The sequence below is a fragment of the Nostoc sp. CCY 9925 genome, from assembly GCF_963920935.1.
Lineage (GTDB): Bacteria > Cyanobacteriota > Cyanobacteriia > Cyanobacteriales > Nostocaceae > Nostoc.
Window position 1 is genome coordinate 1 of sequence record NZ_CAWUDO010000045.1, and the last position, 24506, is coordinate 24506.

The window sequence follows — 24506 nt, forward strand, 5'->3', positions numbered from 1 at the left end:
TCCTAGCTTCCATGCTTTCAAAATGTCCTAACCTGTGTGACTACGGCTATAAAAGCTGATGAATCGTAATTTGGCATGATGAATTGACCGTTCTTCAGTTATTAGTACATCTTTATTTTATTAATTAATTTTGATACGAACTCAGCACATCCTATTTTTATTTGTAAACATCAAGAGGCAAAGAAACCCGACTTATTTAATAAATCGGGGATCTTTTGCTCATTGGGTATTAGTTTTCCACTTGTTTGAGCTTTTGAAAAATTTCATCAAGTGGTGATTCAGAACCCTCAGGACAAAATTCTAAAGCAAGTCTGACTTTTCCTTTTTTCCATCCCTGAGTACTAAATTGCAAAACCTCGCAATTTAATCCTTGAGTATACAAATTTACTTCATCTGTATCTTCTGCTCCAATATATTCCTTAATTGCTGTAATCAAATCACGAACTTTAAAAGTTTTAGCAATATTTAGCTTATTAAAAGTGTCTGGTTCTATAGACACAACCTCATCGTGATTTAGTGTCTCAAATCCATCTTCCATAAAAATCTCCTATCACTAAATCTATACTTTCCAAAGATTTAGCAGTTCATCCGAAATAAAATAATGATTTTATGGATTTAGTGGTTGTAATAAGTTACGAGTTACAAGTGCTAAGTGATGAGTAAAAAATACTTAACACTTAGCACTATTTTGGTGAGGTTCTTAGAAAAACCAACCGTAAGAATGTAATCCTTTACCCAAAAGATTTACACCGAGATAGCAAACCCAAACAACGACAAAGCCGGTGGCGGCTAGAATTGCCGGACGACGACCTTGCCAACCGCGAGTAATTCTGGCGTGGAGGTAGGCTGCAAAAACTAACCAGGTGATTAATGCCCAAGTTTCTTTGGGGTCCCAACTCCAGTAAGAACCCCAAGCTTCGTTAGCCCAAACACCACCGGCAATAATGCCAATTGTCAGCAGGGGAAATCCTAGTCCGATAATTCGATAGCTGATATTGTCGAGAGTTTCGGCAAGGCTAAGGCGCTGCGGTGAAAGAGGTTCGGCAGATGCTACGGTTTGAGCTTCAGAAGTAGTTACTAAATTCAAAACAGCGGTGTTAGCGTTACCGTTGCCGTTGCTACTACTTTCAAAACGAGCAAAGCCGTTATTTTCGGCAGAAGGGGCTGGTGGTTGAGAAACTAGTTCAGATGCTTTGTGCAAGCGGTAGCCGTTGCTGCGATAACCACCTGTACCGACCGAACTGCCTTGTAGTTGGATGTTTTGACCGCGAGTGACGATTAAGAAAGCGATCGCTAATAATGCACCCACCATCAAAGCAGAATAACTCAACATCATGACGCTGACATGCATCATCAGCCAATTTGACTTCAAGGCAGGTACTAGGGGTTCCGACAGTTGCATCTGAGATGGTAATGTCAGGGTAGCAAAAGCCACAATTGCCATTGCCACTGGAGCTGTAGCAACTCCAACTAAGCGGCTACGGCTGCTATTTTCAGCAATTAGATGAACTGTAGTAATTCCCCAAGTTAAGAAAAACAGAGATTCATACAAATTGCTCAGGGGAAAATAACCAGCTTCTATCCATCGTGCCCCTAATAGTGTAGCTATACACAAATTAGCGATCGCCATCCCAGCTGTCCCCAAAGCGGCTAGATAAGGCAGATTCGGAAAAGCCGCACCTCCCCAATACACCAGCATTGTCAGGAATAATACGGCAAAGGAAGCATTGTCCAGCCAGTTCTGGAGTACAACCAGATTCATAAAGTCTTCTCTCCGTGGATTCTTTAAAATATCGATTCTGACTGTTCTGATCCTATCTGCTTAAATGGCAATGGGGAATGGGGAATGTGGAATAGGGCATGAAGTATGGGACATTGTGGGTGTGGGAGGAGTGGAAAGCTTTTTTATAAGGGAACCCCAAAAAATAAATTATTCCAATTTCTGGACTCAACACAACTGTTTTTCTCCCCTGCCCCCTGCTCCCTGCCCACACAATGATGGAATATTTTTTTACTTGGAAGTCCCTAATCTCCCCCATTCCCCACTCCCCATTCCCCACTCCCCTATCTATTCACTTTTTTGAGTGCTATAAAAATGTCGTAACGGTTACTACGACTGTCGCTGACAGCAGATGTCATACCAATTGAGCGCGTTGCACCTAGCAAACTTTGTTGATTAGGGATCAGAGTTGGTAAGGGAAAATTTTTCGCAGTTCGTTCCACATCCAGGAAAAATTGACCATTTGTCGGATTGGGTTCTGTGGGAACTGTTTGCTGAAAAGGAAGAGTATTAGCTAGTGTGTTATTTGGTTTGGGAACAATTTTATCAGTGATGGGAGCGCCCACTACAAAGAAAGCGATATCTCCATCTAACCAGCCGTGGGTGGCGGTTAAAGTACCATAAGGTGATACCCAGTTAACAACGGGTTGACCTGCAACTTTCCCCGGTTGGACTTGGAACTGATATTGATTTGCCATCACTTCATCCAGCTGACTCATAGTTGCTTGGGCTGATTTGCGTAGGCTTTGCCCGCCGTAGGCATCGCTTGTCTGTACCATGAACAGTAAACCAGCACGAAAATTATCTGGTGAACCTTCTTTTGGCGTATTAGGTATTACTGATAACGAAAACTCACCTTTCATCCAACTGAGCAAATCTTTATCTAAATCGAGATCGGTAAGAGATTTTACACCACCTCGGAGTTGTTCTGGTGCGATGGGTGAGAAGGGATTTCCCTGAGATGTTAAAACATATTCTCCCCACAACCGCTGTAAGTTTCCACCAGAAAGCATCATTAAGGTTTCTGCTGGTACACGACTTTGCATTTTCCCGGCTTTGTTTTCTACCGCCAGCACGCGTTGACTATTAGGATTGAGCCAAGAAACTCCTTTTAAGCGGATTCCTTCTGGCTCTAAAATCATTGTTGCCGCTAAACCTTGGTTATTTTGCAGTTGGGCTAAAACTTGAGCTGGTAAAGGACGGTTTGGAGAAGCCGCGGCTATTTTGGCTGCTGTTGGTACATTGACGTAAAACTGGGCAAAGGGTTGTTTATTGGCGATTTTCGGGAAATTTTCCGCAAAGCCGCCTGTGGTTGCTAGGGATGTTTGACTTTTATAGGCATCAATCGCTCTTTCTGTGGCTTTCGGACTATCAGTTATCACTAAGAAACGCCCATCTAGCAAGGCGGCTGAAAAATTTTCTCCTGGTTGTCCCTGATTTTGTTTGATGGCGATTCCTTGATAAGTGCGGTCAACCCATTTGCCTTGTTTGAGGCTTTTGGGTTGTGCGAAGATGCTTTTGGCTATTTCTGGGTTTTTTACTGGCAATACCATTACCATCGACTGCTGATCCCCAGTTACATCTTCATTGGTGGTAACTGGTTTGGGTGCAGATTTACTCACTGTTTTTGGTGCGAGAATCGCAATTGTAACGTTATTGCCTACCCAAGGGGCAATATCTTTCTGGAAATCGTAACCATTATTAGTGAGAAAGCGATCGCGCAACTGTACTAAATTTTTATCTAGTTCTGCTTGGGTTTCTTTTGTCCCAAACTCCCGTAATTTCTGCCATTGCTGGGGATCTGTTGTTAAGGAAACCGCAAACAGAGCATCACTAGGAATAATATTTGCACCTACTAGCAAATCGTTCCAAGATGGTTGTCTTTGCAACCAATATGCTGCACTCCCCGCAGCAATTAATAACCCAGCAGACGATAGCGTCAGCGCCAGAGACGGTTTCTTATTTTTCTTCATGGGAACAGACACAAGAGGCGGTGCCATTGAAACCTAATACCTCATACTTGCCAACTCATTACTTGCTTGATTGGTTCAGTCAACCAAAAAGTTTCTCGTTATTTAGGGTAGCTAAGTGCATAAATTTTTCCACCCTAAATATTGATAATATTTCCGTAATCAATTTTGCTACTGTTTCAAAAGCGCTGTTTTAGTAGTTAGTTACCTTTTTTAACACGCTTTGTTGAATTTCGCAGGACACTTCCTTTGAACGGATGCCTCTGCGGAAAGTCTTCGATAGTCCAATCTGTGATTTCAGGCACTTCGAGGATATAACTAAGTTGCCAAAGCTGCAAGTCATCAGCAACCTACACTACCTTATACTTACAGAACTACTATCTGTTGTCTTAACTTTATCTAACTTAGAATAATTCAGTATTCAGGATTTTATATTGCTTACCAATCGTTGAACTCACATATATTGTTAAATTATAATTTTTCTTAGCTTGTATTATTTAGAGCCAAAATGTTGTTATTTTTGCTGAGAACCAACAGCTAATTTCTTAAATCAAAAGCTAAATAATTGGAATTTAATCACGCTTTTGGCGTTAAATAATCTCCAAATTAGCAGTATTTTAGTAGAGACACAAAATTCTGCGTTTCTACCATAATTTGCCCAAATCCTCGCTTTTTCGCCACTATACCTCACCATTCACAGTACTCAGCTGCATAGGCCCCAAATATTTGGTTAAATAAGGCGAAAAAACTTCATAAATCAAGGTAAGTGGCTCTCCATGATGCCAAAACAAGTAGTGGCGACCCCAAAAAGGCCCGGTTACGTTAAAACCTGACTGTAGCGCCGGAGAGTAACCGTAATAAATTCCTCGCACATCCCGATACAACTCTGTGCGGAGACGAGCTAAACTCGCCCAAATTGGTAATGAGCGATTTTGCAAATACTCATCCACATGGCTGGCTTCCCACCACGAAGTAGCATAGGCTAATCGCTGACCAGAAGCGGTACGCAGCCACACTTGTCGCCGTAGTCGCGGCCCTGGCACAGCTTGGATTAAGTCAGGGGCATTATCCAAGTCCATACCAATTAATGACATATCAATGACATCTACTTCTGTAGGCTCACCTGTAAGCAATTCTAAGTGACGTGTTGGCGAACCGTCCCCCAAAAGTAGTAGTTGCCAAGCTGGTGCAAGCTGAGTGTGAGGCAAACTTCGTTGAATTACTTCCTCCCCTCCTTGCCAAATCGGAGTTAGGCGATGCCAAGACCCTGGCAATGTTAAGTTGTTCGTTGGCGTAAAAGTAATAGTCAATGTTTTTTACAAAACTTCACCTATTTCTATAAAAGCATAAAAAACCATAGAGTCATTAGTGATTAGTCATTAGTCTTTTGCTAATACCCCATACCCATATAGGTTTAAGGGTCAACAGTCTCAGGTGTTTCGACCCTTTGACTATTGACCCTTGACTAATAACCAAAAAATGCGGATGGCGAGACTCGAACTCGCAAGGCAAAGCCACACGCACCTCAAGCGTGCGCGTATACCAATTCCGCCACATCCGCGTAGGTTGTCTAAATATAGACTATAGCATAAGAAAATAATTATAGTAAGGTGAGTTCTCAGTTGCAGTTCGGCAAAATTTCAGTGTGCGGTTTTATAAATTTCCTCAAGGCGGTATCAGGCTGACAGAAATGTCGCAGATGCACAAGTGATATTAAAAGGGTTAGAGCTACTGTAAGAGGCACAATGGGGGACAAAAGCTGTCGTTTAAAGGGTGATGCCTTTTGAGCGAAAAAACTAATTTGGGAAACTGGCCAAGATTGGCAACAACAATGTTGTTAATCTAGTTAAGCTCCATAGAGACAGCAAGCCCAATTCTTGACTTTGGTGAAGATGAAGGTTGGGAATCTCCTGTCATAATTTGAAATAACGCCAAAGCGTTGTTGCACATCAGATGGGAGAAAATGTCAATCTACTGGTACTAATATCGAAACTCCAAAATGAAGTTTGACAAAATATTAATTGCCAATCGGGGAGAAATCGCCCTTCGCATTCTCCGCGCCTGTGAAGAAATGGGAATTGCGACAGTTGCGGTTCACTCCAGTGTTGACCGTAATGCTCTCCACGTTCAACTTGCTGATGAAGCGGTTTGCATTGGCGAACCTGCTAGCAGTAAAAGTTATTTGAATATTCCCAATATCATTGCTGCTGCATTGACCCGCAATGCAACTGCCATTCATCCAGGTTATGGATTTTTAGCAGAAAACGCCAAATTTGCAGAAATCTGTGCTGCCCATGACATTGCTTTTATCGGCCCAACTCCTGAAGCTATCAGGTTGATGGGGGATAAATCCACTGCCAAAGAAACCATGCAAAAAGCTGGAGTTCCGACAGTACCGGGTAGTAATGGCTTGGTAGAATCCGAGCAAGAAGGATTACAATTCGCTAAGGATATCGGCTATCCGGTGATGATTAAAGCCACAGCAGGTGGCGGTGGCCGGGGTATGCGCCTGGTGCGTTCTGAAGACGAATTTGTCAAACTTTTTCTAGCAGCCCAAGGGGAAGCAGGAGCAGCTTTTGGTAATTCTGGCGTTTACATAGAAAAATTTATTGAACGTCCTCGGCACATTGAATTTCAAGTTTTGGCAGATAACTACGGTAATGTCATCCACTTAGGTGAACGAGATTGCTCAATTCAGCGGCGAAATCAAAAGCTACTAGAAGAAGCTCCTAGTCCGGCTCTCGATTCAGACCTGCGTGAGAAAATGGGACAAGCTGCTGTCAAAGCTGCCCAATTTATTAACTACACTGGGGCAGGCACTATCGAGTTTCTCTTGGATAAATCCGGTAAGTTTTACTTTATGGAAATGAACACCCGGATTCAAGTCGAACATCCTGTAACAGAGATGATTACTGGAGTAGATTTGGTTGTGGAACAAATCCGCATTGCCCAAGGGGAAAGACTCAAACTTACCCAAGACCAAGTAGTTTTGCGTGGTCATGCCATCGAATGCCGGATTAACGCTGAAGACCCAGATCATGATTTTCGCCCATCTCCGGGACGGATCAGCGGCTATCTCCCCCCTGGAGGCCCCGGTGTTCGCATTGATTCCCACGTCTACACAGATTACCAAATTCCCCCTTATTACGATTCCTTGATTGGCAAGTTAATTGTTTGGGGACCAGATCGCCCTACTGCTATTAACCGCATGAAACGCGCATTACGAGAATGTGCCATTACGGGATTACCTACCACCATTGGGTTTCATCAAAAAATCATGGAAACTCCACAGTTTTTGCAGGGTAATGTGTATACAAATTTTGTGCAGGAGATGAACGGCTAGGGGAGTGGGGATTGGGGACTGGGGACATGAGAAGATGAGAGAGAATAATAACTCATAACTCCTGACTCAGCACTCAGCATGAGCTAACAGCCCCGCTTTTGCTAACAGCACTCCCAATGCCCAGATCTAACTCACATGAGCCAGCATAGTTAATAATCCTTGCTGGCCTAAGAGAATTTCTCGCACCAGGCTAAAAATACCAACCCAAATAATGGGGGTAATGTCCACTCCGCCGATGGGTGGCACGAGTTTTCGTAAAGGGATTAAAAATGGTTCAGTGGGCCAAGCTATTAGATTAAAGGGCAAACGATTCAGATCGACTTGGGGATACCAAGTGAGAATAATGCGAAATATAAATAAAAATGTCATCAGCCCTAACACCGGGCCAAGAATCCAAGCAGTCAGGTCAACACCAGTCATCGGTTTAAGCAACTATCTGTGAATAAACAAAACACTTGGGCGATCGTCAGCAAATTTGAAGCTTTGTAAAGCACTCTCATTACAATTTTATTTCAATAGAGAGGAACTCAGCACTGAATTTAGTAAGCACTGCTTGAGAAAGAGCAATCATCAAGTTTGACAGTTCCTGCCCAAACGCTTCTCAAGAAACTACTACACCATTAAAATTAGGATGAAGTGTGTAAAAAAAGGTTGAGAAGTATGACGCCCGCTTTAGCAAATTTTCTTTGGAGTCTCTTTTGGGGTGGTGTAGCTATTGTGATCCCCATTACAGTAGCTTTGATCTTCATTAGCCAAAAAGATAAAATTCAGCGTTCATAATGCTTTGGACTGTCGAATAGACTTTCACAAGCGATGGTTTCTCAGCTATCTACTTAAATAATTGCACCACAAGCAGCAGTTTTAGCTGCTCGGGCACTTGTAGCTGAGAAAAACATTTTTCTTACTTTTCGGTGAACAGCTTCAGAGCTTCTGTGCCAGAGGCTTTGAAGCTTCAATATATGATGACTAATTAGAGTAGTGATTTTAATTGTGAGTCGCTAACATAGATTTGATATTGGGAAAACAGCAATGATAAATTTTGGGCTGAACTCAGCCAGTATTCTGGCTCAGGTAAATTTTGGGGCAAACTCAGCCAGTATTCTAGGAATTTTCCTGGCTGTGGCTGGGGCAGCACTGTATTTTCTCCGCACTGTACGTCCGGAACTGTCACGAGATCAAGATATCTTTTTTGCGGCAGTTGGTTTGCTATGCGGCTTCATTCTCATCTTCCAAGGATGGCGGTTAGACCCGATTCTCCAATTTGGTCAACTGCTTTTAGTCGGCACGACTGTGTTTTTTGCGGTTGAAAGTATTCGACTCAGAAGTATAGCTACCCAGCAAGCTAAACGCAACACTCCTATTGTGGATGATGAGCGAGAGGTAAGCGGAAATTATCAGTACAAGCGCAGTCGCAAGAACTATGAAGCTCAGATGGATGCAGATTTAGAGCCGCTGCCTTATGAAGACGAAGAGGAACGCCCCGTGCGTGCCCGAATTCGCGGTAGCAGAGATGAGATTTCAACTCGTGATGACTACTACGAGGATCAACCCCCCCGTCGTTCAGAACGTCGCAACAGCAACAACACTAATGAAAGGCAGAGTCCAAGCGATAGAACGCGGCGGCGTAGTTCCGGGCGTCCAGCGAGTCGTCCTTCTCAAAGCTTTGAAGATGAAAATTGGGGTTCTTCATCCAAGGAAGTTGATGATTGGGAGAGTTCCAGTGGGGAAGCGAGAAAACCCTCTCGCCGCAGTAATAACGGGACTGGGCGACCAGAAAGCCGCGAAGATGATGTAGCTCCCAGACCAAGAAGGCGTCGTCCACCCACTGATTCGGCTCCTCGAAGACCCCGCGAAGACGATGACGCGATCCCAACTGAATATGTACCATACAACCCCATTGAAAAGCCTAATGAGGGGCCAGATAATTCAACGGATTTTGATGACGATGTTTAAAACAGCTGGTGTGAGGTAGATTTAGGGGCAATGGAAAACACTTGAGGTGAAAAAATTTACGCCTAGATTCTGGCTCCAAAGACCAATTCATTGGAGCCTGGTTTTTGGTTTTACAAGTTTGCTTATATCTTGTGGTTCTAACGATATTCCTATTGGGCCTACTTCCCTCAACAGTCGCTACACTGAGGAGCAACCTGCTTTGAGCGGAAATGGGCGCTTTTTAGCGTTTGTATCTAATCGTAATGGCAATCAGCAGCTACTGGTGTACGATTTGGAAAGGCAAATATTTATTCCCACACCCGGTATAAACCGACAGGAAACCATTGCTGAAAGTCCTAGCTTGAGCTACACCGGACGTTACATCGCTTATATTACTAGTGACCAAGGTAGACCAGTAGTAGCGCTTTACGATCGCGCTACGCAACAGTCGCAAATCCTCACGCCAATCTATCGCGGTTGGGTCAGAAAGCCCAATATTAGCCCAGATGGCCGTTATCTTGTCTTTGAAAGCGCCAGCCGTGGTCAGTGGGATATTGAAGTCCTAGACCGGGGGCCGAATGTAGAGTTAGATATTCCAAATGGTGCAACTGTAACGCCTCCGTAGAGAGTGGAGCAGAGGGGCAGGGGAGGCAGGGGAAGCAGGGGGAGAATAATAACTCCTCAGTTAACAGTCAAGGCTTCGACTCCGCTCAGCCTTGACCCTTCGACTCCGCTCAGCCTTGACCCTTCGACTCCGCTCAGGGTCAACAATCAGCACTCTCAAAGCCTCATGCCCAATTATTATGAAACGAATTCTTTTTATACCTGTATTTATATGCTTAAGTTTATTGACTGGGTGTTTTGGCTACCCTCGGATTTTGAATTATCCTTTTGATTCGGGGGGGCGCAGTCTCAATAGTCTCGCTTCGGAATTAGATCCGCAAATATCTGGAAGATACATTGTTTTTGTTACCGACCGACGGGGTAGCCAAGATGTTTATATGTTTGATACGCTAACTCGTGATTTGGTTGATTTACCAGGTTTAAATTCATTTGATGCGATCGCCAATCATCCCAGCGTTTCCCAAGATGGTCGTTTTGTTGTGTTCGCAGCTAGTCGCCAAGGGCGATCGGCTATTTTTCTCTACGATCGAGATACACGCCAATCACGTAATTTGACTTCTAACTTGCAAGCAGAAGTCCGCAACCCGACAATTAGTGCTGATGGTAATCGAATTGCTTTTGAGTCCAGTAACAACGGGCAGTGGGATGTTTTAGTATACGACCGTTATGGACGACCGTTGAATATACCTCAGGAACCGCGTTAGAGATGGGGACTGGGAAAAGGCAGGGGGCAGGGGGCAGGGGGCAAGGGGGAAAATGAAACATTACCTCTTTCCCCTCTGCTCCCTTCTTCCTGCTCGCCTGCCTTCTCATCTCCCCACTGCCTCTTCTTCCTGCACAGATTCAATGAGCGATCGCACTTGTTGTGTCCCCTGAGAAGCTTCAAATGATAAGGGGAATTTCCCTCGAGATAACATTCGCAGTCCTAAAGGTGCAAGGCTGAGTAGTCCTTTGAGGTCGCGAAAATAATTACCGACTACTTGTAAACCAAATTGACGCTCATCAATCCAACCACCTTGTTTGACTAAATCGACTAATACTTTGCGGTGGCGAATTGAGCGACTGTCACTGGCTTGTTTTTCGCTGAGAATTTCTTGTTTAATTTTGGTGATTTGTTCTAGTGGTGCAACTTCCATTGGACAAACGCTATCGCAGTACAAACAACGCGTACAACCCCACACACCTTTAGTACCTTCGTTGTAACTTGCTAAGCGATTTTCGGTATCGCTATCTCGTGAGTCTGCTACCATGCGGTAAGCTTTGGCAAGGGCATGGGGACCAAAGAAATCTGGATTCACTTCGCGGGCATTGCACTCAGAGTAACAGGCACCGCACATAATACAGTTGCCAGTTTGATCGAGGCGCGATCGCTCTTCTGGTGTTTGCAAAAATTCTCTTTCTGGTACTTGTCGTGCTGCCGTACTTACATAAGGAGCAACTGCTTCTAAATTGTTCCAGAAACTGCTCATATCTACAACCAAATCCTTAATCACGGGCATATTGCCGAGAGGGGCGATGGTGATTTCACCAATGGCATTTACTTTGCTTTCGGATGATGGTATTTGTTGTAATCTGGCGAGTTCACTGCCAATATTTTCCTTACAAGCTAAAGCCGAACGCCCATTAATTCGCATAGCACAACTACCACAAATTGTATTGCGGCAGTTTTTGCGAAATGCCAAAGTCCCATCTTGCTCCCACTTAATATGATTGAGGCAATCGAGGATTGTATTACCAGGTTGAGCCTCCACAATATAGGTTTGTACAACAGGGGAGGAATTTTGTTGCTGTCGAATCACCTTAAAAATAACTTCCATTGCTTCTAACCAAAATTTTAAAATTGCTTTACCAGCCTCAAAAATCATCAGTCAAGGCAGGTACTCGTCAAAAGTGAGCCATATTCTTTTTACCCTGAATTCTAAGTCTGATGTTAATAAGCTGACGATAAAAGAGCAACTGATTCTAGTTTAAGGATAACCATTAAAGTTTTACTTGTAGCACTGCTGTAGGGCAGTCCTAAATGAATTGTAAACAAATCTACTGCCTATTCTCTACTCCCTATTCCCTGCCTGCACGAGTAGTTTATAAATCAAATAGGATTGCTATAGAACAGATTTACGCCTACTTTTGAGCTAAAACACCAAAATTGTCATTCCAGCTTTGCATTTAATTTACCTGTTTGCAAGTGTCAAGCAAAGGTGGTTTGCCTGAAGAGTGACTCTTGTTCATCTCCTACGTAGCGATAATATCCAAATTAAATGTATGTCAAGTTGTGTTAAAGCAACTAGCTATCAAAATCCGTTAAGCAGTGGCAAAGGCAGAATCTTTTGATTATATAGAAGTGTGAAAGCGCACGATCAACATATGCTGGGAAAATCGCAGGCTAAGCATATGTTAAGAGATTTATTCTTCCCATAGACAGACGTGCAGAATCCTCTGACCACTTTTTACTTGACGGTAATAAACCCAGAAAAATTTTTCTGGACTTTCAAATAAAAGTTCTTGTACCGGGAAACCTAGATACGCGAGAGTTTTGCTTTTTGCTTCCTCTGAATCAAAAAATCTTGGATTTCAGTCATTGGTCAAAACTACTCGTCTAAATTAGATAAATTTTTATAAAAGCCATTGGACAATGCTCACGCTTGCAATCAAGGGTTAGAAAAATCGTCACTGGTTTTTTCTCGCTGAAGTCCAGTGATTTAAATAAAAATTTACCAGCAAGTTTAATTCAAAATTAAACAAGTATTTTGCTATTATTAGTCCATGCTAGTATTTAATATAAAATTACGAAGTCACAAAACCAGAATCAATAGCCGTATCAGCGCGGCTAATACTGCTTTGTTGATTCGTAATGTAGAGACAAGAAAATTCGCGTCTCTACTCGCAGGACAAAAGGGTGTATACCCATAGGACTCTATTGAAATACTATGCTGTCATCAGCTGGAGAGGATAAGTAGAGAAATTTCTACAACTCAAAAGCAAGAAAGGCAAGCACTGAAAGTGAAAAACCTGCAATTTTTTGGGTCTACGACACATTTGTAGTAGAACCTACCCAATTTGTAAAGGTGGCTGAAAATTACACCCCTACAGTAGCGCCAAAAGAGAAAATAGTTTCCTTTTTAATGGCGAATAATGGTTAAAAATACCGTAAAATCACCAAAATAAATCTCTTTGGTAACTATGACCTCTAATAGGTTGTGAACAACCATAATAGAAGTGCTTTTGGCTCCGTTCAGCAGGAATTCACCCGTTACACTAGAGTCCTAAGTAGCTTTATGCAAATGCTAAAAAGCCGAATACTGGCATGAAACTACATCGTTTATCAGTTTGGAGAGAGTAAGGAAAAATTGAGCATAATGAGTGAAACTGCAACCGCGCCATTAACCGGAAAAGCGTTACTTGCTAAAGTAAAAGAACTTTCCACTTTACCACGCCGAGAAAGAGCTAAGCAGTGCGGCTATTACACTGTTACTAAGAATAATCAGGTTCGCGTCAATCTCACAGATTTTTATGATGCTTTGCTATCAGCTAGGGGAATTCCTCTTAGTCCTGAAGCACCAAAAGATGGTCGCGGTCGTGAACCGACGTATCGCGTTAGCGTCCATCAAAATGGTCAAATTGTCATTGGTGCTACATACACCAAAGCAATGGGCTTAAAGCCTGGAGATGAGTTTGAAATTAGGTTGGGATACAAGCATATTCACCTGATTCAACTTGGTGAAAGTGATAAAAAACTAACCTCACCAGATATAGACGACGTTGACGACGAATCAGACGAAGATTTAGACGAAGAAGAGTAAATAAAGCTGGTGGTAGGGATAAGTTTCAGGTGAATACTTGATAACTTTTCCTTACCGCGACAGCTAACTGGTAGCCCTGTTGAGAGAATTTTGTCGAGGTAAAAAATACGATTAGACCCCTTGCCGGAGTCAGTAAGTTTGGTAGAGTCTTGATTAATTAACAGGAAATCTATAGTGCAAGAAGTCTATCGTGTTTTTTTGTTTGTGTTGACAAATTTTTTTGAGCTTTCGGTCAACGCCTTACTGGGATTTATGGAAAATGCACCTGCACTAGTTGTAGTGATGGTGTTCCTAATTTGCTGGGTAGGGTGTTGGTTACCAGTGGTAACAATATCAGGGATATTGCTCAATTGGCAACCTAGCAAATTTTTGCAGCCAGAGCAAAAAATGCCGTTGTTGGTGTCACTTTACCTATTAGCTCCCCTAATTCTCTGGGGAGTTAGTTTGTTAGTGAATAGGTCTTTCTTAGATTACGGACTTGTTGTCAATCTTTCGATTCTAAATTCTTTAGCACTAGGTTTCGGCTTAGGAGTGCTGAGCCTAGCTATTGTATTTAGTGGGCAATTTGCGTTAGGTTGGTCTTCTTTTCAAAACTCGAATATTAAGTTACTACTACCCATCTTGCTACCGATTTTCTTTATAGCTTTGTTAGTTGGTGGGATAGAAGAGTTAGTTTTTCGGGGTTTTTTGTTGACTGAATTATTGCAGGATTATCCGGTTTGGTTAGCAGCAATAATCTCTAGCTTGATTTTTGCCTTCTTACATCTGGTTTGGGAGCAACGCGAAACTGTACCTCAACTCCCTGGATTGTGGCTGATGGGAATGGTATTGGTATTGGCGCGGTTTGCCTCTAGCGGTAATTTGGGTTTAGCTTGGGGATTGCACGCCGGATGGGTATGGGCGATCGCTACTATAGACACAGCAGAACTAATTACTTACACAGGTAAAGTCTCTGACTGGTTCACAGGTAAGAACAAAAAACCTCTAGCCGGCTTTGCAGGAATTATTTGTGTAGTGGGAACTGGAATAATTGTCTGGTTGCTGGCTAAGTATTTTTGACTAGATGTATGAAATAATAAAGACGCGATAAATAATAAAGACGCGATAAATAATAAAGACGCGATAAATAATAAAGACGCGATAAATCGCGTCTCTACAAGGGAATGATTATTGTACAGACGGCGATTTATCGCGTCTCTTGTCTTAACTAATAACTCCTAATACAAATTCACCTTCATTCACAGATTGATTAGTTGCAACATCATAAACTAATCCATCTTGTTGAGCGCAGACATCAATTAGAGTAGGTAACTTACCTTCTTTATTAAAACTGAGAATTTGATACAGTTTTTCTCCAGCTTTGACAGTGCTACCTAGTTCGATTCTTTCTTGAATCATACCACCAGCGATCGCATAATATTTCTTCCTGTTGCGGCTGCATACAAAATTCATTTCATGACTTTTTGTTTCAGATGAGCGATGGGAAATTTGCAGTACACCTTTTTGTGCTAAATAGTTTTTCATTCCCCGTACACCTTTGGCAACTGAATTAGAGTTGATTTGCATTCCCGCCCCTAATTCCAGTGTCCAAGCTTCGATATCAAACTTGATTTCTCTACCAAACTCTTGAAAACAAGCTTCCAGTGCTAACCAAGGTTTGATAAAAGCTTCATCAAAAGCATCACCATCATATTTATCGAGTAAGATTCCGAAATCAAGTAGGAAGCATTTGGCACTTTCTTCTCGATTTCGGAAGTAATAAACGTAGTCTAAAGCTTGATTGGTAGAGCTATGCAAATCAATTAAATAATCTGCGTCTAAACTGAGACTTTGTAATTTGTAGCGAAAAAGCTCAGTATAGGGCACAGCACTAGGAGAGTTAATTTTTTCTAAAATTTTTGCGAATTGTTGCTTAATTATAGTTAGATAATTTTGTCGAACGACCTCTAGATCATTATGAAGTTGAGATTTAGTAAAAGCTACTAAATCATCAGCTTCTTTCTCGTAATCCCAAAATATGCGATTCCAGTCTTTAGCTTCGTAAAGGCAGTAACGCCCAGGAGAAAAATGGTGAGCGCGTTCATTTGTTCCTATTGGATTACAAACAGGAACAAGCCAGATTTCCCCACTTAAATTTGTATGATTGATTGTTAATAAAAACTCAATTAACTGGTGAATAACGGCATTGCCAGCGATTTCTGCACCGTGCAAATTAGATTGAATGTAAACCTTTTTACCAGGTTCAGCGCCGATGAATTTGTAAACTTGTAAAAAAAGGCGATCGCCCGAAGCCATTTGACGTAAAGGAATAGTCTCAATAACTGGCAGCATAAAATAATTCGCTGATAATTTGAGTACATTATCGCTGTATCTGTACTGAATTAAAACTCAATCTTCCTCTGAGTGCCTCTGCGTGAATTACCCAAATAAGCTAGCATCAAGTTACCCAGTAACCAGCACAGCAGGAATGGCAACAAATTGGTTGCGAATCACCCATCAAAGCGAAACAATCCAACTTTCTTGGCAACGCGGATATGAAAATCGTCGCTTAGCCCCAGCAGTGTCCTTTCAACAACTCTTCGATGAAGAAAATGCGGCTGAATTGCGCTGGTATTTGGAAGATTATTTAAGTGAATCACAAAATTGCTGCTGTTTATCACCAACTGGGCAGCGTAGCAGATAACACTATGCAAGCTGACGCAAGCTGACAAACTGAAGGATAAAATCCAATACGCTTGGTATTAAGCACAAAAGTAGTAGCGCGGCAAGCTTAATTTATTGGGTTGAGTAATCACATAACAGTTTCATTTTGGATTTTCTAGGTTGTTTAAACCCAACGTTTTAAGCTTGCCGCGCTACTACATCAGTTTTAGTTTTTAGCCTTAACTTAACCGTATTGAGATAAAATCGACGCACATGGTAACAAGCACGATATTTTTTAGAGTGCTTTCCATTCATCTTTACTGATTTGTGCTTGTTTTAATATTTTTGCTACTAAACCTTTGCTAATGTCTCCTTTGTGCTGATTAGGAATGATTAATTCCAGGTCATCCTTAAGTTTTGTTTAAGTGTTGTTAGCGATCGCATAAGCTTTTGTCAAAATATTGTAACTCCAAGGCTTAATTTTGTAACTGTAAGGCTTATTGCTATAACTTTAAGTCTTAATCTCGTAACTTTAAGTCTTAATCTCGTAACTTTAAGCCTTAATCTCGTAACTTTAAGCCTTAATGTCGTAACCTTAAGGCTTAATGTTGTAATGTTGGTGACGACAAGACATTCACTTATAACTGCAATCGTTGATTCAAGAACTAATAAATTCTCCCTAGGCTAGGTAATTTTCTAGGAGATGGCTATTATGGTAAATCTCAATACTTCCAATAATGCCGGCAATGATTTTATGGGTGCAGTTCCCATGAAAGTTAAACTAACAAATGCCATAGACGAAGCACTTGTGAGTCGAGGAATGCTTAACCCCAATATGTTGCGGGTATATGAAACCGAAGCACTGGTGCATACTGTGTTTACGGGGCAAAATCACGGAATATACCAAAAACCCTGGTAGCGCTTCTTTGTTTAATAGTGTTATTGGTTCACTGGTGATTGTTACTGCTGCACATGGAATACCGATTGATGGAGCGTAGGCGTAGCCCGTCGTAGACATCGCCACAATCGTCGTATTATATATTCTAAAAATCGGCATCAACGTTTTATGCAAATACACCGAACCAGAAACTCAGAACCAACAAAACGATAATAAATAACTTTTCCCCCATTCTCCTCGTCCCCGCCTCCTCTTCACGTTCCTGGCAAATTTCGCAAACGTTCATCTAAATGAGTACGGTCTGCCAAAAATTTTAACAACGGCCCGTGTGAGCTAAATTCTACTACGCTGACCGACCCCACAGGACATCCCAAACGAAAGCGGAAACGTCCAACATCAATTCCTAGTAAATTACACAGAATAATTCTGATAGTTGCTTTGTGGGAAACTACTAAAACATTGCCACTACTGTAATTTTGCTTGATTTCTTCAATTACTTGCATGGCGCGAGAAGCAATTGTAACTGCCATTTCTCCACCATTTGGCGCATTCCAAGCCGGATCTGCTGACCAGCGAATATAATCATCGTGATATTCACGACTAATTACTTCTGGGGTTTTTCCTTCCCAGATGCCATAATTAATTTCCTTCAAACCATCCCTAAGTTGTGGTTCCATCCCTAGAGCTTGATATAAAGGTTTTGCGGTCTCCACAGTTCGCCGCATTGGACTACAAAAGATTTCTGTCCAAGCTGTGGAACTGTATGCAGCGGCAAAGGCTTTTGCCATTTCCAAGCCTTCTGGGGTAAGTTCTGAGTCTATAGAACCACAAAAGGAATTATTACGACTACATTCTGTCTGTCCGTGACGAAGAAAATAAAGAGTTAGGCTCATGGTATATTCTCATGGATTATAAATTCAAGAGCGCTAACAATCACATGTAATTGAAGATAGTTAATGCCTGTGGTATATTACTATCATTTTTGATTGATAGAGCAAAATTTACTAGCCAGAATAGAGAAGAGAATTAGGCAAAAAAGAAAGGTGAGCTATGCCCACCATACTTTGTTACGCAACACAACAAATTACTCTCTTCCCGCCATAAGATTACCTATCCTATTTCTTCCTTTGCGATCTTTGCATCCTACCCTGCGGGAAGCCGCTCTGAGTTTATGCGGTTCGTTAAAAAATTAGGTATTCTTTGAGCAGGAAGGGAGTAAGAACTCAAAATTTATTTGCGACTACCTAACCACTTAGCAGCAGCAATCCCAAGAATACCTGCCACTACAGGATTACTGAGAAATTTGATAATCCCTGGTTGCTCCGCCAGCACTTCGCGGAAAATGTCTGGGTGGTTGTGGTAGACGAAGGACGCAAGTTTGCTAACATCATCAGCACTCATGCGGCTAGGGTGATGTGTAGAAAGGCCCAACTGTTGTTCTAAATGGCGATCGTCTAGTCCTCTTTCCTTCAAATGTTTGAAAAAGGCGCGTGCTACATCATCCCGTTCATTGGGTTTAATTTGGGCGATCGCCTGTTGTAATTCAGGCTCCATTTGGCTAGTAGGAATTTTATCTGGATGCAAAGATCGACCAAACAACTGGCGACGTTGATCTGGTGTTGTACGTTGGGCAAAATCATCAAAATTTTGATATTCAGTTGTTGAATTGGCTGTAGGCTCATCCAGAGATTCAACATTTCCCCCAGCCAAATCTTTCATTATTTGCCGTCTATATTCTTCATTACTTGTCATTGTACTCATCTCCTTTTTTACGGCTAAATTTTCCTATTTATTGCTTACAGACAGGATTAATTGCATCTCTATCTGCTCCCCCTTTTCTTCACGGGAAATTCAGCAACTAGGTATACTTGACTTGATTAGTCTGAACGTCATATTCAGTAGTCAAAATCAATTGCTTGTTAGGGCTATAAACTAAAACTTTCAAGTCTTGATTTGGGAAATTCTTACGAAAACCTTGAACTAAAGATTTTGCTAATGGTCGCACTTCGTTAGGACGCACTTGAGGAGAAATCACAACGCCTAATTTGTTGTTATCACGAACATAGGCATCTTTAATTAATCCTCGAGACGTTTGCACAACCCAGTTACCAAAAGTTTGTCCTCCTGGGGTATTGCCACGCTCTAACTCTGCATAAGCTACATCTCGACCAATTGCTGGCGGGGTTGTTGTGCGGTCAATTTCTGACACTGTACCACCAGCACAAGCAGTAGTTATCATCAGCACCAATATTAAAACGAAAGTCGCCAATATTTTGCGACTTTGTTGAAGTAGGATCATTTTTTCCTCCTATTTTAAGATACATTCAATAAGAAATTAAACGGCTGATAAATTACAACCAGTGAATTTTCTAAAGTTTTAATTTTTTTACAGATGTAAACTGAAAATGGTATATGAAGTGTAAAGACGTTATTAATAACGTCTTTACATAATTTATCCAACTCAAGTTTCTAACCTGTTATATACCTTGTCTAAGGTATAGAAAATGGGTTTAGCTTGGCTCTTGAACACATCACAATTTATTTTGCAAAAATGGCATACACCCTGCTGAAATTTCTAGAAATTCTAGAAATTTTGTCAAAATATGTACTTTAGTCAATCTTCTTCTTGATATTCTCTTTCACGTCTTCGATGCCATGACGTACTTCGCTTTCAGCTTGCTTTGCTTTGCCTTCGGCTTTATCTTCTGGATCTCCAGTTATATTTCCTGCTGCTTCTTGGGCTTTACCTTCAATATTTTTACCAGCAGCTTTAGCCCGATCTTCTAAGCTCATTTGATACTCCTATTTATTTTATGAAAAGTTTATTTCAAAGCTGTAAACTAACTTTGAAATCCTTTGTTATTACCTTTACAGCCTAACTTAAGATTTTTGCTAAAGCCTTCCACCACAAGGTATATTCAAAAATTTAGAATTCAAAATTCAGATTTCAGAATTCAGAACAGTAATTATAGTAAGCATCCTAGCTATTGTTTGAAGCTAAAATCAAATAATTAAAGCTTAGTTACCTATGCTAAAAGACATAGAATAAATACAAATATTTTCGGAGTGTTGAAATTAAAAAAACCCAGTTTTGTAGAGAAACTGGGTTAATGAAAGTTATGAGGATATTTTTTGGTTTAATCTAGAAAACCCATGAGGTTTGCAGAATCGTCTATATCATTTGATGCTATTGGACGGTTACCAAATACTGAATAGCTTTCGGCTACTACTAATGAACTTGAACTAACTGGACGAATACCAGAGAGGTTAATACTTTCAACGACTTTGAATGTGTGAGCACCAATTGGACGAATACCCATTGCGTTATAGGTTTCCACAACTTCCAAGGTACTGGTACTAACAGGACGAATTCCAGAAATTGAAAGTTTTTCAGCAACTTCCAAGTCGCTGCTACCTATGGGACGAACTCCAGCAATGGCGAGTGTTCCACGAGTATCTGGTGCTGACTGTTCGCTACCTTCCTCGACTTGATCTTTATTCACGTTCTGGCCTTGGTGATTTTCAACTTCCACTGTAGTTTCCCCTTTCAGTTTTGCGTACTTCTGCCGAGGACCGATCGCTTTAGCACCACTGCTAATAGCCATAACTGAATACCTCTGGTTTATTAATTGAATTTTACAATAATTAAGGAAAGATGAATTTTTCCTATGTATCAAAGTTTAACCTTAAAAATCCTCACATAGATATAAGAATCTTTAAAACTTACACATAAGTAAATCCGAATAGTAAAAATTTGTAAAGTATTATTGCTATTTACTGGCTTGCTTAGCCAGCTACAATAGATAGAGTGTGAAATCGTCACCATCAGACAGGGTATTTTCAGCAAAACTGTATGACAGAATTTTGTCTTCAAGCTCCCTTTAGTCCGACAGGCGATCAACCGCAAGCGATCGCTCAACTCAGTGCAAGTATCCAAGATGGCAATCGTTACCAAACATTGCTAGGTGCTACAGGAACAGGCAAGACATTTTCAGTAGCAGCAGTGATTGAAAAAATTGGCAAGCCTACTTTAGTCCTAGCGCACAACAAAACCCTAGCTGCACAACTTTGTAACGAACTACGAGAGTTCTTTCCCAACAATGCAGTCGAGTATTTCGTCAGCTACTACGATTATTATCAGCCGGAAGCATATATTCCCGTCACCGATACTTATATTGAAAAAACGGCGGCAATTAATGATGAGATAGATATGTTGCGGCATTCAGCAACGCGATCGCTCTTTGAACGCCGTGATGTGATTGTCGTTGCTTCCATCAGTTGCATCTACGGTTTAGGAATGCCAGCAGAATATCTCAAAGCTGCCATCCCTCTCCAGATAGGTATGGAAGTAAATCAACGTCAAATTTTACGGGATTTGACAAATGTTCAATATAGCCGTAATGACGTAGAAATGGGTCGGGGAAAATTTCGCGTCCGGGGTGATGTTTTAGAAATTGGCCCAGCTTATGAAGACCGGATTATTCGTGTCGAATTTTTTGGTGATGAAATAGATGCGATTCGTTATATCGACCCCGTAACGGGTGAAATTCTTAAAAGTTTAGAAGCCGTAAATGTTTATCCTGCACGTCACTTTGTCACCCCAGAAGAACGGCTAGAAATAGCCTGTCAAGATATTGCTGCCGAATTAAAACAGCAAAAAGCCGACTTAGAACAAGCCGGAAAATTATTAGAAGCGCAACGCATAGATCAGCGGACACGTTACGACTTAGAAATGTTGCGGGAAGTGGGTTATTGTAATGGCGTAGAGAACTATTCCCGCCACTTAGCAGGAAGACAGGCTGGAGAACCACCAGAATGTTTAATTGATTATTTTCCCAAAGATTGGCTATTAGTTATCGATGAATCTCACGTTACCGTCCCCCAAATTCGGGGTATGTATAACGGCGACCAAGCGAGAAAAAAAGTTTTAATCGATCATGGATTTCGGCTTCCCAGTGCTGCTGATAATCGTCCTTTGAAAGCAGAAGAATTCTGGCAAAAAGTGAACCAGTGTATTTTTGTTTCAGCAACTCCAGGAAATTGGGAATTAGAAATTTCTGAAGGTCGTATAGTAGAACAGGTAATTCGACCAACTGGGGTGATTGACCCAGAAATTTCTGTGCGTCCGACAGAAGGACAAATTGATGATTTATTAGGAGAAATTAAAGACAGAGTTGACCGCCACGAACGAGTGCTGATTACCACATTAACTAAGCGCATGGCGGAAGATTTAACCGAATATCTGGAAGACCACAGTATTCGAGTGCGGTATTTACATTCTGAGATTAATTCAATTGAGCGAATTGAAATTTTGCAGAACTTACGCGAAGGGAACTTCGATGTCTTAGTGGGAGTAAACTTGCTGCGGGAAGGTTTGGATTTACCCGAAGTTTCCCTAGTAGTAATTATGGACGCAGACAAAGAAGGTTTCTTGCGAGCCGAACGTTCTTTAATTCAAACTATTGGTAGAGCAGCACGTCACATTCGGGGACAAGCGATTTTGTATGCTGATAATCTAACCGACAGCATGATTAAAGCCATTGATGAAACAGACAGGCGGCGTGGTATTCAAACGGCACATAATCGACTACATGGAATTACACCGCAACCGATAGTGAAAAAGTCAAGTAATGCGATTTTGTCTTTTTTAGATGTATCTCGGCGGTTGAATGCAACTGATTTAAAAATTGTAGATGAACATATAGATGAACTACCTCTAGAACAGATTCCAGAATTGATTACTCTGTTAGAAACACAGATGAAAGAAGCAGCGAAAAAATTGGAATTTGAAGAAGCCGCAAAACTGCGCGATCGCATTAAACATTTGCGAGATAAAATGCTCGGACGTTAATACTTAGTCAGGATAGCAATAAAGAAAATGCTCTTTTTTCGCTATCCTAGAAAAAGTAAATTATTTACTGATCGCACCGATAGTTGCTTTACCCGATCGCATTTTGATGAGTGCTGAAGAATATCTAGTTTGGGAACCCACCCAAGAGCAACGCTACGAGTACTGGGATGGCAAAGTTGTAGCGATGAGTGGTGGTACGCGCAACCATAATCGAGTTTCTTTCAATTTCTCGAAGCTCTTAGATGATGCTCTAGTTGACCGCTCCTGTGAAGTATACATTGTAGATGTGAAGGTGCAGGTAGAACTAGGGCAAAAGTATTTTTATCCGGATGTAGTGGTGACTTGCGATGAGCGTGATACCGATCCACAATTGGTACAATTTCCCTGTCTAATTATCGAAGTGCTATCGCCTTCAACAGAAGCAGTTGATAGAGGGAAAAAGTTTGCCAAATATCGCCAATCTCCAACCTTGGAAGAATATGTTTTAGTACAAGTAGATCAACCGAGTGTGGAAGTGTTTCGGCGCAGTGAACAGGGAAAATGGGTGCTGTCTGAGTATAATTTAGATGAAATATTGCGGCTAGAATCGGTGGATGTGGAGATAGCGATCGCTCATTTGTACCGCCAAGTGGAGTTTGAAGCCGAAACCACGGAAAATTGAAACATAGTCAATACCAGTTAGCGATCGCAAGTCCCGTAACTCTCGAAAATTCTTTGACATTGTGAGTGACAAGAGTCGCTGGAAGTGCGATCGCTATCAATATAGCAGAAGGCAGAAGGCAGGAGGCAGGAGGCAGGAGGTAAAAGTATTACTATTCCTAGCTTCCATGCTTTCAAAATGTCCTAACCTGTGTGACTACGGCTATACTGCTCGCTTTGTGCATTTTTAACTCGGCATTGGATTTGGGGAAAAGGTTAATGGTTCGACAAGCTCACCAACCGGGTAAAGGTTAAAGGTTTTTTCTTTCCCCCTTTCCCCTTCCCCTTTTCCCCAAAACCCGACAAGTATTGCGATCGCTATTCCTGCAATCAAAATATCCAAATCAAAACCATCCTCGTAGCTTTTTATGTACCTGCGCCAAATACCACATATAATCATCAATTTTGTAATTATCAGCAGCTTTAACTATATATTCCTGAGCCAAATCAAGATTATTTTCAGCTTCATAATATAATCCCAAATAAAGATGACTGTAAAAATTTCCATTTATGCCTTGCGATCGCCCAACATTTAAAACATCATCTGGCGTACAATTTCCTGCATACAAATCATATACGCGCTGCATCACACGCCGAGGGTCATTTTTTACAGTTAGTAAAGAATTACGTGCCTCTTCAACACCTGACATCCGAGCTATGCAGAGATATCGCCATACTGTTTCTTCCACATCTTGAGCATTCACAGTCAAATCTATTTCAAATTGTTGAGCGCCCTGGGCAAATCTTTCTGCATAATAGTACGATAATCCACGTTGCCAGAGGTAGGGTTTGATGCGGATATCCAATTGCTCTGCTGTATCAAAATCTTCAATAGATTCATCAATTTTAGCTAGCTGAAAGTTAACCATACCTCGGTGAATGTAAGCATTGGGATTTTTTGGTTGATTGCGAATGGTTTCGTTCCAGTGCTGGAGTTTATTTTCTAATGAATTTGAAAAAAACATA

At 41.4% G+C, this 24506-nt stretch carries 25 protein-coding genes, 1 tRNA gene and 1 pseudogene; 12 read left to right on the forward strand and 15 right to left on the reverse strand.

From position 1 onward, the window contains the following. Positions 1-229: 229 nt before the first annotated feature. The 5 genes from ACM0OY_RS21540 to ACM0OY_RS21560 all read right to left on the reverse strand — a co-directional run bounded on the left by ACM0OY_RS21540 (position 230) and on the right by ACM0OY_RS21560 (position 5311). On the reverse strand, positions 230-538 hold the full coding sequence (locus ACM0OY_RS21540) for a KGK domain-containing protein (RefSeq protein WP_414570884.1): 309 nt from the start codon (positions 536-538) through the stop codon (positions 230-232). Between the two features lie 162 nt (positions 539-700). Next, a complete protein-coding gene (ccsB, locus tag ACM0OY_RS21545; RefSeq protein WP_414570885.1) occupies positions 701-1762 on the reverse strand; it encodes a c-type cytochrome biogenesis protein CcsB in 1062 nt (353 codons plus the stop codon). A 302-nt stretch (positions 1763-2064) separates the two neighbouring features. Next, positions 2065-3780, reverse strand: a complete 1716-nt coding sequence (locus ACM0OY_RS21550; RefSeq protein WP_414570886.1) for a DUF3352 domain-containing protein — start codon at positions 3778-3780, stop codon at positions 2065-2067. A gap of 650 nt (positions 3781-4430) precedes the next feature. Continuing rightward, on the reverse strand, positions 4431-5060 hold the full coding sequence (locus ACM0OY_RS21555) for a chorismate lyase (protein ID WP_414570887.1): 630 nt from the start codon (positions 5058-5060) through the stop codon (positions 4431-4433). A 170-nt stretch (positions 5061-5230) separates the two neighbouring features. Then, a tRNA-Leu gene (locus tag ACM0OY_RS21560) sits at positions 5231-5311 on the reverse strand. A 438-nt stretch (positions 5312-5749) separates the two neighbouring features. Here ACM0OY_RS21560 and accC point away from each other — a divergent pair. Then, positions 5750-7093, forward strand: a complete 1344-nt coding sequence (gene accC / locus ACM0OY_RS21565; protein ID WP_414570888.1) for an acetyl-CoA carboxylase biotin carboxylase subunit — start codon at positions 5750-5752, stop codon at positions 7091-7093. A gap of 126 nt (positions 7094-7219) precedes the next feature. On the opposite strand, the gene ACM0OY_RS21570 is transcribed toward accC, so the two are convergent. Beyond that, positions 7220-7513, reverse strand: a complete 294-nt coding sequence (locus tag ACM0OY_RS21570) for a YggT family protein (RefSeq protein ID WP_414570889.1) — start codon at positions 7511-7513, stop codon at positions 7220-7222. Positions 7514-7753: 240 nt separating this feature from the next. Between ACM0OY_RS21570 and psbX the strand changes: the two genes are divergently transcribed. The 4 genes from psbX (at position 7754) to ACM0OY_RS21590 (ending at position 10353) form a co-directional block, all read left to right on the forward strand. Further along, positions 7754-7873 carry a photosystem II reaction center protein PsbX gene (gene psbX, locus ACM0OY_RS21575; RefSeq protein WP_414570890.1) on the forward strand — a complete coding sequence of 40 codons (120 nt, stop codon included), beginning with the start codon at positions 7754-7756 and terminating at the stop codon, positions 7871-7873. Between the two features lie 249 nt (positions 7874-8122). After that, positions 8123-9046 (forward strand): Ycf66 family protein, encoded by a 924-nt coding sequence (locus tag ACM0OY_RS21580; protein WP_414570891.1) that lies wholly within the window; start codon positions 8123-8125, stop codon positions 9044-9046. A gap of 46 nt (positions 9047-9092) precedes the next feature. Further along, the gene (locus ACM0OY_RS21585) at positions 9093-9650 is read left to right on the forward strand and encodes a TolB family protein (RefSeq protein ID WP_414570892.1); all 558 of its coding nucleotides are present in this window, start codon (positions 9093-9095) and stop codon (positions 9648-9650) included. A 178-nt stretch (positions 9651-9828) separates the two neighbouring features. Further along, complete coding sequence (locus ACM0OY_RS21590) at positions 9829-10353, forward strand: TolB family protein (protein ID WP_414570893.1); 525 nt, start codon at positions 9829-9831, stop codon at positions 10351-10353. A 105-nt stretch (positions 10354-10458) separates the two neighbouring features. Here the strand turns inward: ACM0OY_RS21590 and ACM0OY_RS21595 are convergent, their stop codons facing one another. After that, a complete protein-coding gene (locus ACM0OY_RS21595; RefSeq protein WP_414570943.1) occupies positions 10459-11466 on the reverse strand; it encodes a succinate dehydrogenase/fumarate reductase iron-sulfur subunit in 1008 nt (335 codons plus the stop codon). 1539 nt (positions 11467-13005) lie between these two features. On the opposite strand from ACM0OY_RS21595, the gene ACM0OY_RS21600 reads away from it, so the two are divergent. Together ACM0OY_RS21600 and ACM0OY_RS21605 are read left to right on the forward strand one after the other, a co-directional pair. Next, positions 13006-13449, forward strand: a complete 444-nt coding sequence (locus tag ACM0OY_RS21600; protein ID WP_096534519.1) for an AbrB family transcriptional regulator — start codon at positions 13006-13008, stop codon at positions 13447-13449. A gap of 252 nt (positions 13450-13701) precedes the next feature. Further along, on the forward strand, positions 13702-14508 hold the full coding sequence (locus ACM0OY_RS21605) for a lysostaphin resistance A-like protein (protein WP_414570944.1): 807 nt from the start codon (positions 13702-13704) through the stop codon (positions 14506-14508). A 144-nt stretch (positions 14509-14652) separates the two neighbouring features. Here ACM0OY_RS21605 and ACM0OY_RS21610 read toward each other — a convergent pair whose 3' ends face one another. Then, a complete protein-coding gene (locus ACM0OY_RS21610) occupies positions 14653-15780 on the reverse strand; it encodes a succinylglutamate desuccinylase/aspartoacylase domain-containing protein (protein ID WP_414570894.1) in 1128 nt (375 codons plus the stop codon). Positions 15781-15862: 82 nt separating this feature from the next. Here ACM0OY_RS21610 and ACM0OY_RS21615 point away from each other — a divergent pair, with 82 nt between their 5' ends. From ACM0OY_RS21615 to ACM0OY_RS21625, 3 genes and pseudogenes are all read left to right on the forward strand, one after another. Next, the gene (locus ACM0OY_RS21615) at positions 15863-16132 is read left to right on the forward strand and encodes a hypothetical protein (RefSeq protein ID WP_414570895.1); all 270 of its coding nucleotides are present in this window, start codon (positions 15863-15865) and stop codon (positions 16130-16132) included. A 672-nt stretch (positions 16133-16804) separates the two neighbouring features. Beyond that, entirely contained in the window at positions 16805-17011 is a 207-nt protein-coding gene (locus ACM0OY_RS21620) for a hypothetical protein (protein WP_414570896.1), read from the forward strand. Continuing rightward, positions 16974-17210, forward strand: a pseudogene (locus ACM0OY_RS21625) (hypothetical protein); the annotation flags it as partial. The gene ACM0OY_RS21620 and the pseudogene ACM0OY_RS21625, both read left to right, overlap by 38 nt. 34 nt (positions 17211-17244) lie before the next feature. Here ACM0OY_RS21625 and ACM0OY_RS21630 read toward each other — a convergent pair. The 5 genes from ACM0OY_RS21630 to ACM0OY_RS21650 form a co-directional block, all read right to left on the reverse strand. Then, positions 17245-17883 (reverse strand): histidine phosphatase family protein, encoded by a 639-nt coding sequence (locus tag ACM0OY_RS21630; protein WP_414570897.1) that lies wholly within the window; start codon positions 17881-17883, stop codon positions 17245-17247. A 337-nt stretch (positions 17884-18220) separates the two neighbouring features. Then, entirely contained in the window at positions 18221-18742 is a 522-nt protein-coding gene (locus tag ACM0OY_RS21635; protein ID WP_414570898.1) for a hypothetical protein, read from the reverse strand. 106 nt (positions 18743-18848) lie between these two features. Next, positions 18849-19289: a hypothetical protein gene (locus tag ACM0OY_RS21640; RefSeq protein ID WP_414570899.1), complete on the reverse strand. Its 441-nt coding sequence runs from the start codon at positions 19287-19289 to the stop codon at positions 18849-18851. Positions 19290-19600: 311 nt separating this feature from the next. Next, entirely contained in the window at positions 19601-19783 is a 183-nt protein-coding gene (locus tag ACM0OY_RS21645) for a CsbD family protein (RefSeq protein WP_414570900.1), read from the reverse strand. Positions 19784-20127: 344 nt separating this feature from the next. Further along, positions 20128-20595, reverse strand: a complete 468-nt coding sequence (locus ACM0OY_RS21650; protein ID WP_414570901.1) for a hypothetical protein — start codon at positions 20593-20595, stop codon at positions 20128-20130. A 248-nt stretch (positions 20596-20843) separates the two neighbouring features. Here ACM0OY_RS21650 and uvrB point away from each other — a divergent pair, with 248 nt between their 5' ends. Continuing rightward, positions 20844-22841: an excinuclease ABC subunit UvrB gene (gene uvrB, locus ACM0OY_RS21655; RefSeq protein ID WP_414570902.1), complete on the forward strand. Its 1998-nt coding sequence runs from the start codon at positions 20844-20846 to the stop codon at positions 22839-22841. 79 nt (positions 22842-22920) lie between these two features. Beyond that, a complete protein-coding gene (locus ACM0OY_RS21660; RefSeq protein WP_414570945.1) occupies positions 22921-23502 on the forward strand; it encodes a Uma2 family endonuclease in 582 nt (193 codons plus the stop codon). Between the two features lie 225 nt (positions 23503-23727). On the opposite strand, the gene ACM0OY_RS21665 is transcribed toward ACM0OY_RS21660, so the two are convergent. Both ACM0OY_RS21665 and ACM0OY_RS21670 read right to left on the reverse strand, forming a co-directional pair. Next, positions 23728-23883, reverse strand: a complete 156-nt coding sequence (locus ACM0OY_RS21665; RefSeq protein WP_414570903.1) for a hypothetical protein — start codon at positions 23881-23883, stop codon at positions 23728-23730. Position 23884: 1 nt separating this feature from the next. After that, positions 23885-24505: a tetratricopeptide repeat protein gene (locus tag ACM0OY_RS21670; RefSeq protein ID WP_414570904.1), complete on the reverse strand. Its 621-nt coding sequence runs from the start codon at positions 24503-24505 to the stop codon at positions 23885-23887. Position 24506: the final 1 nt, after the last annotated feature.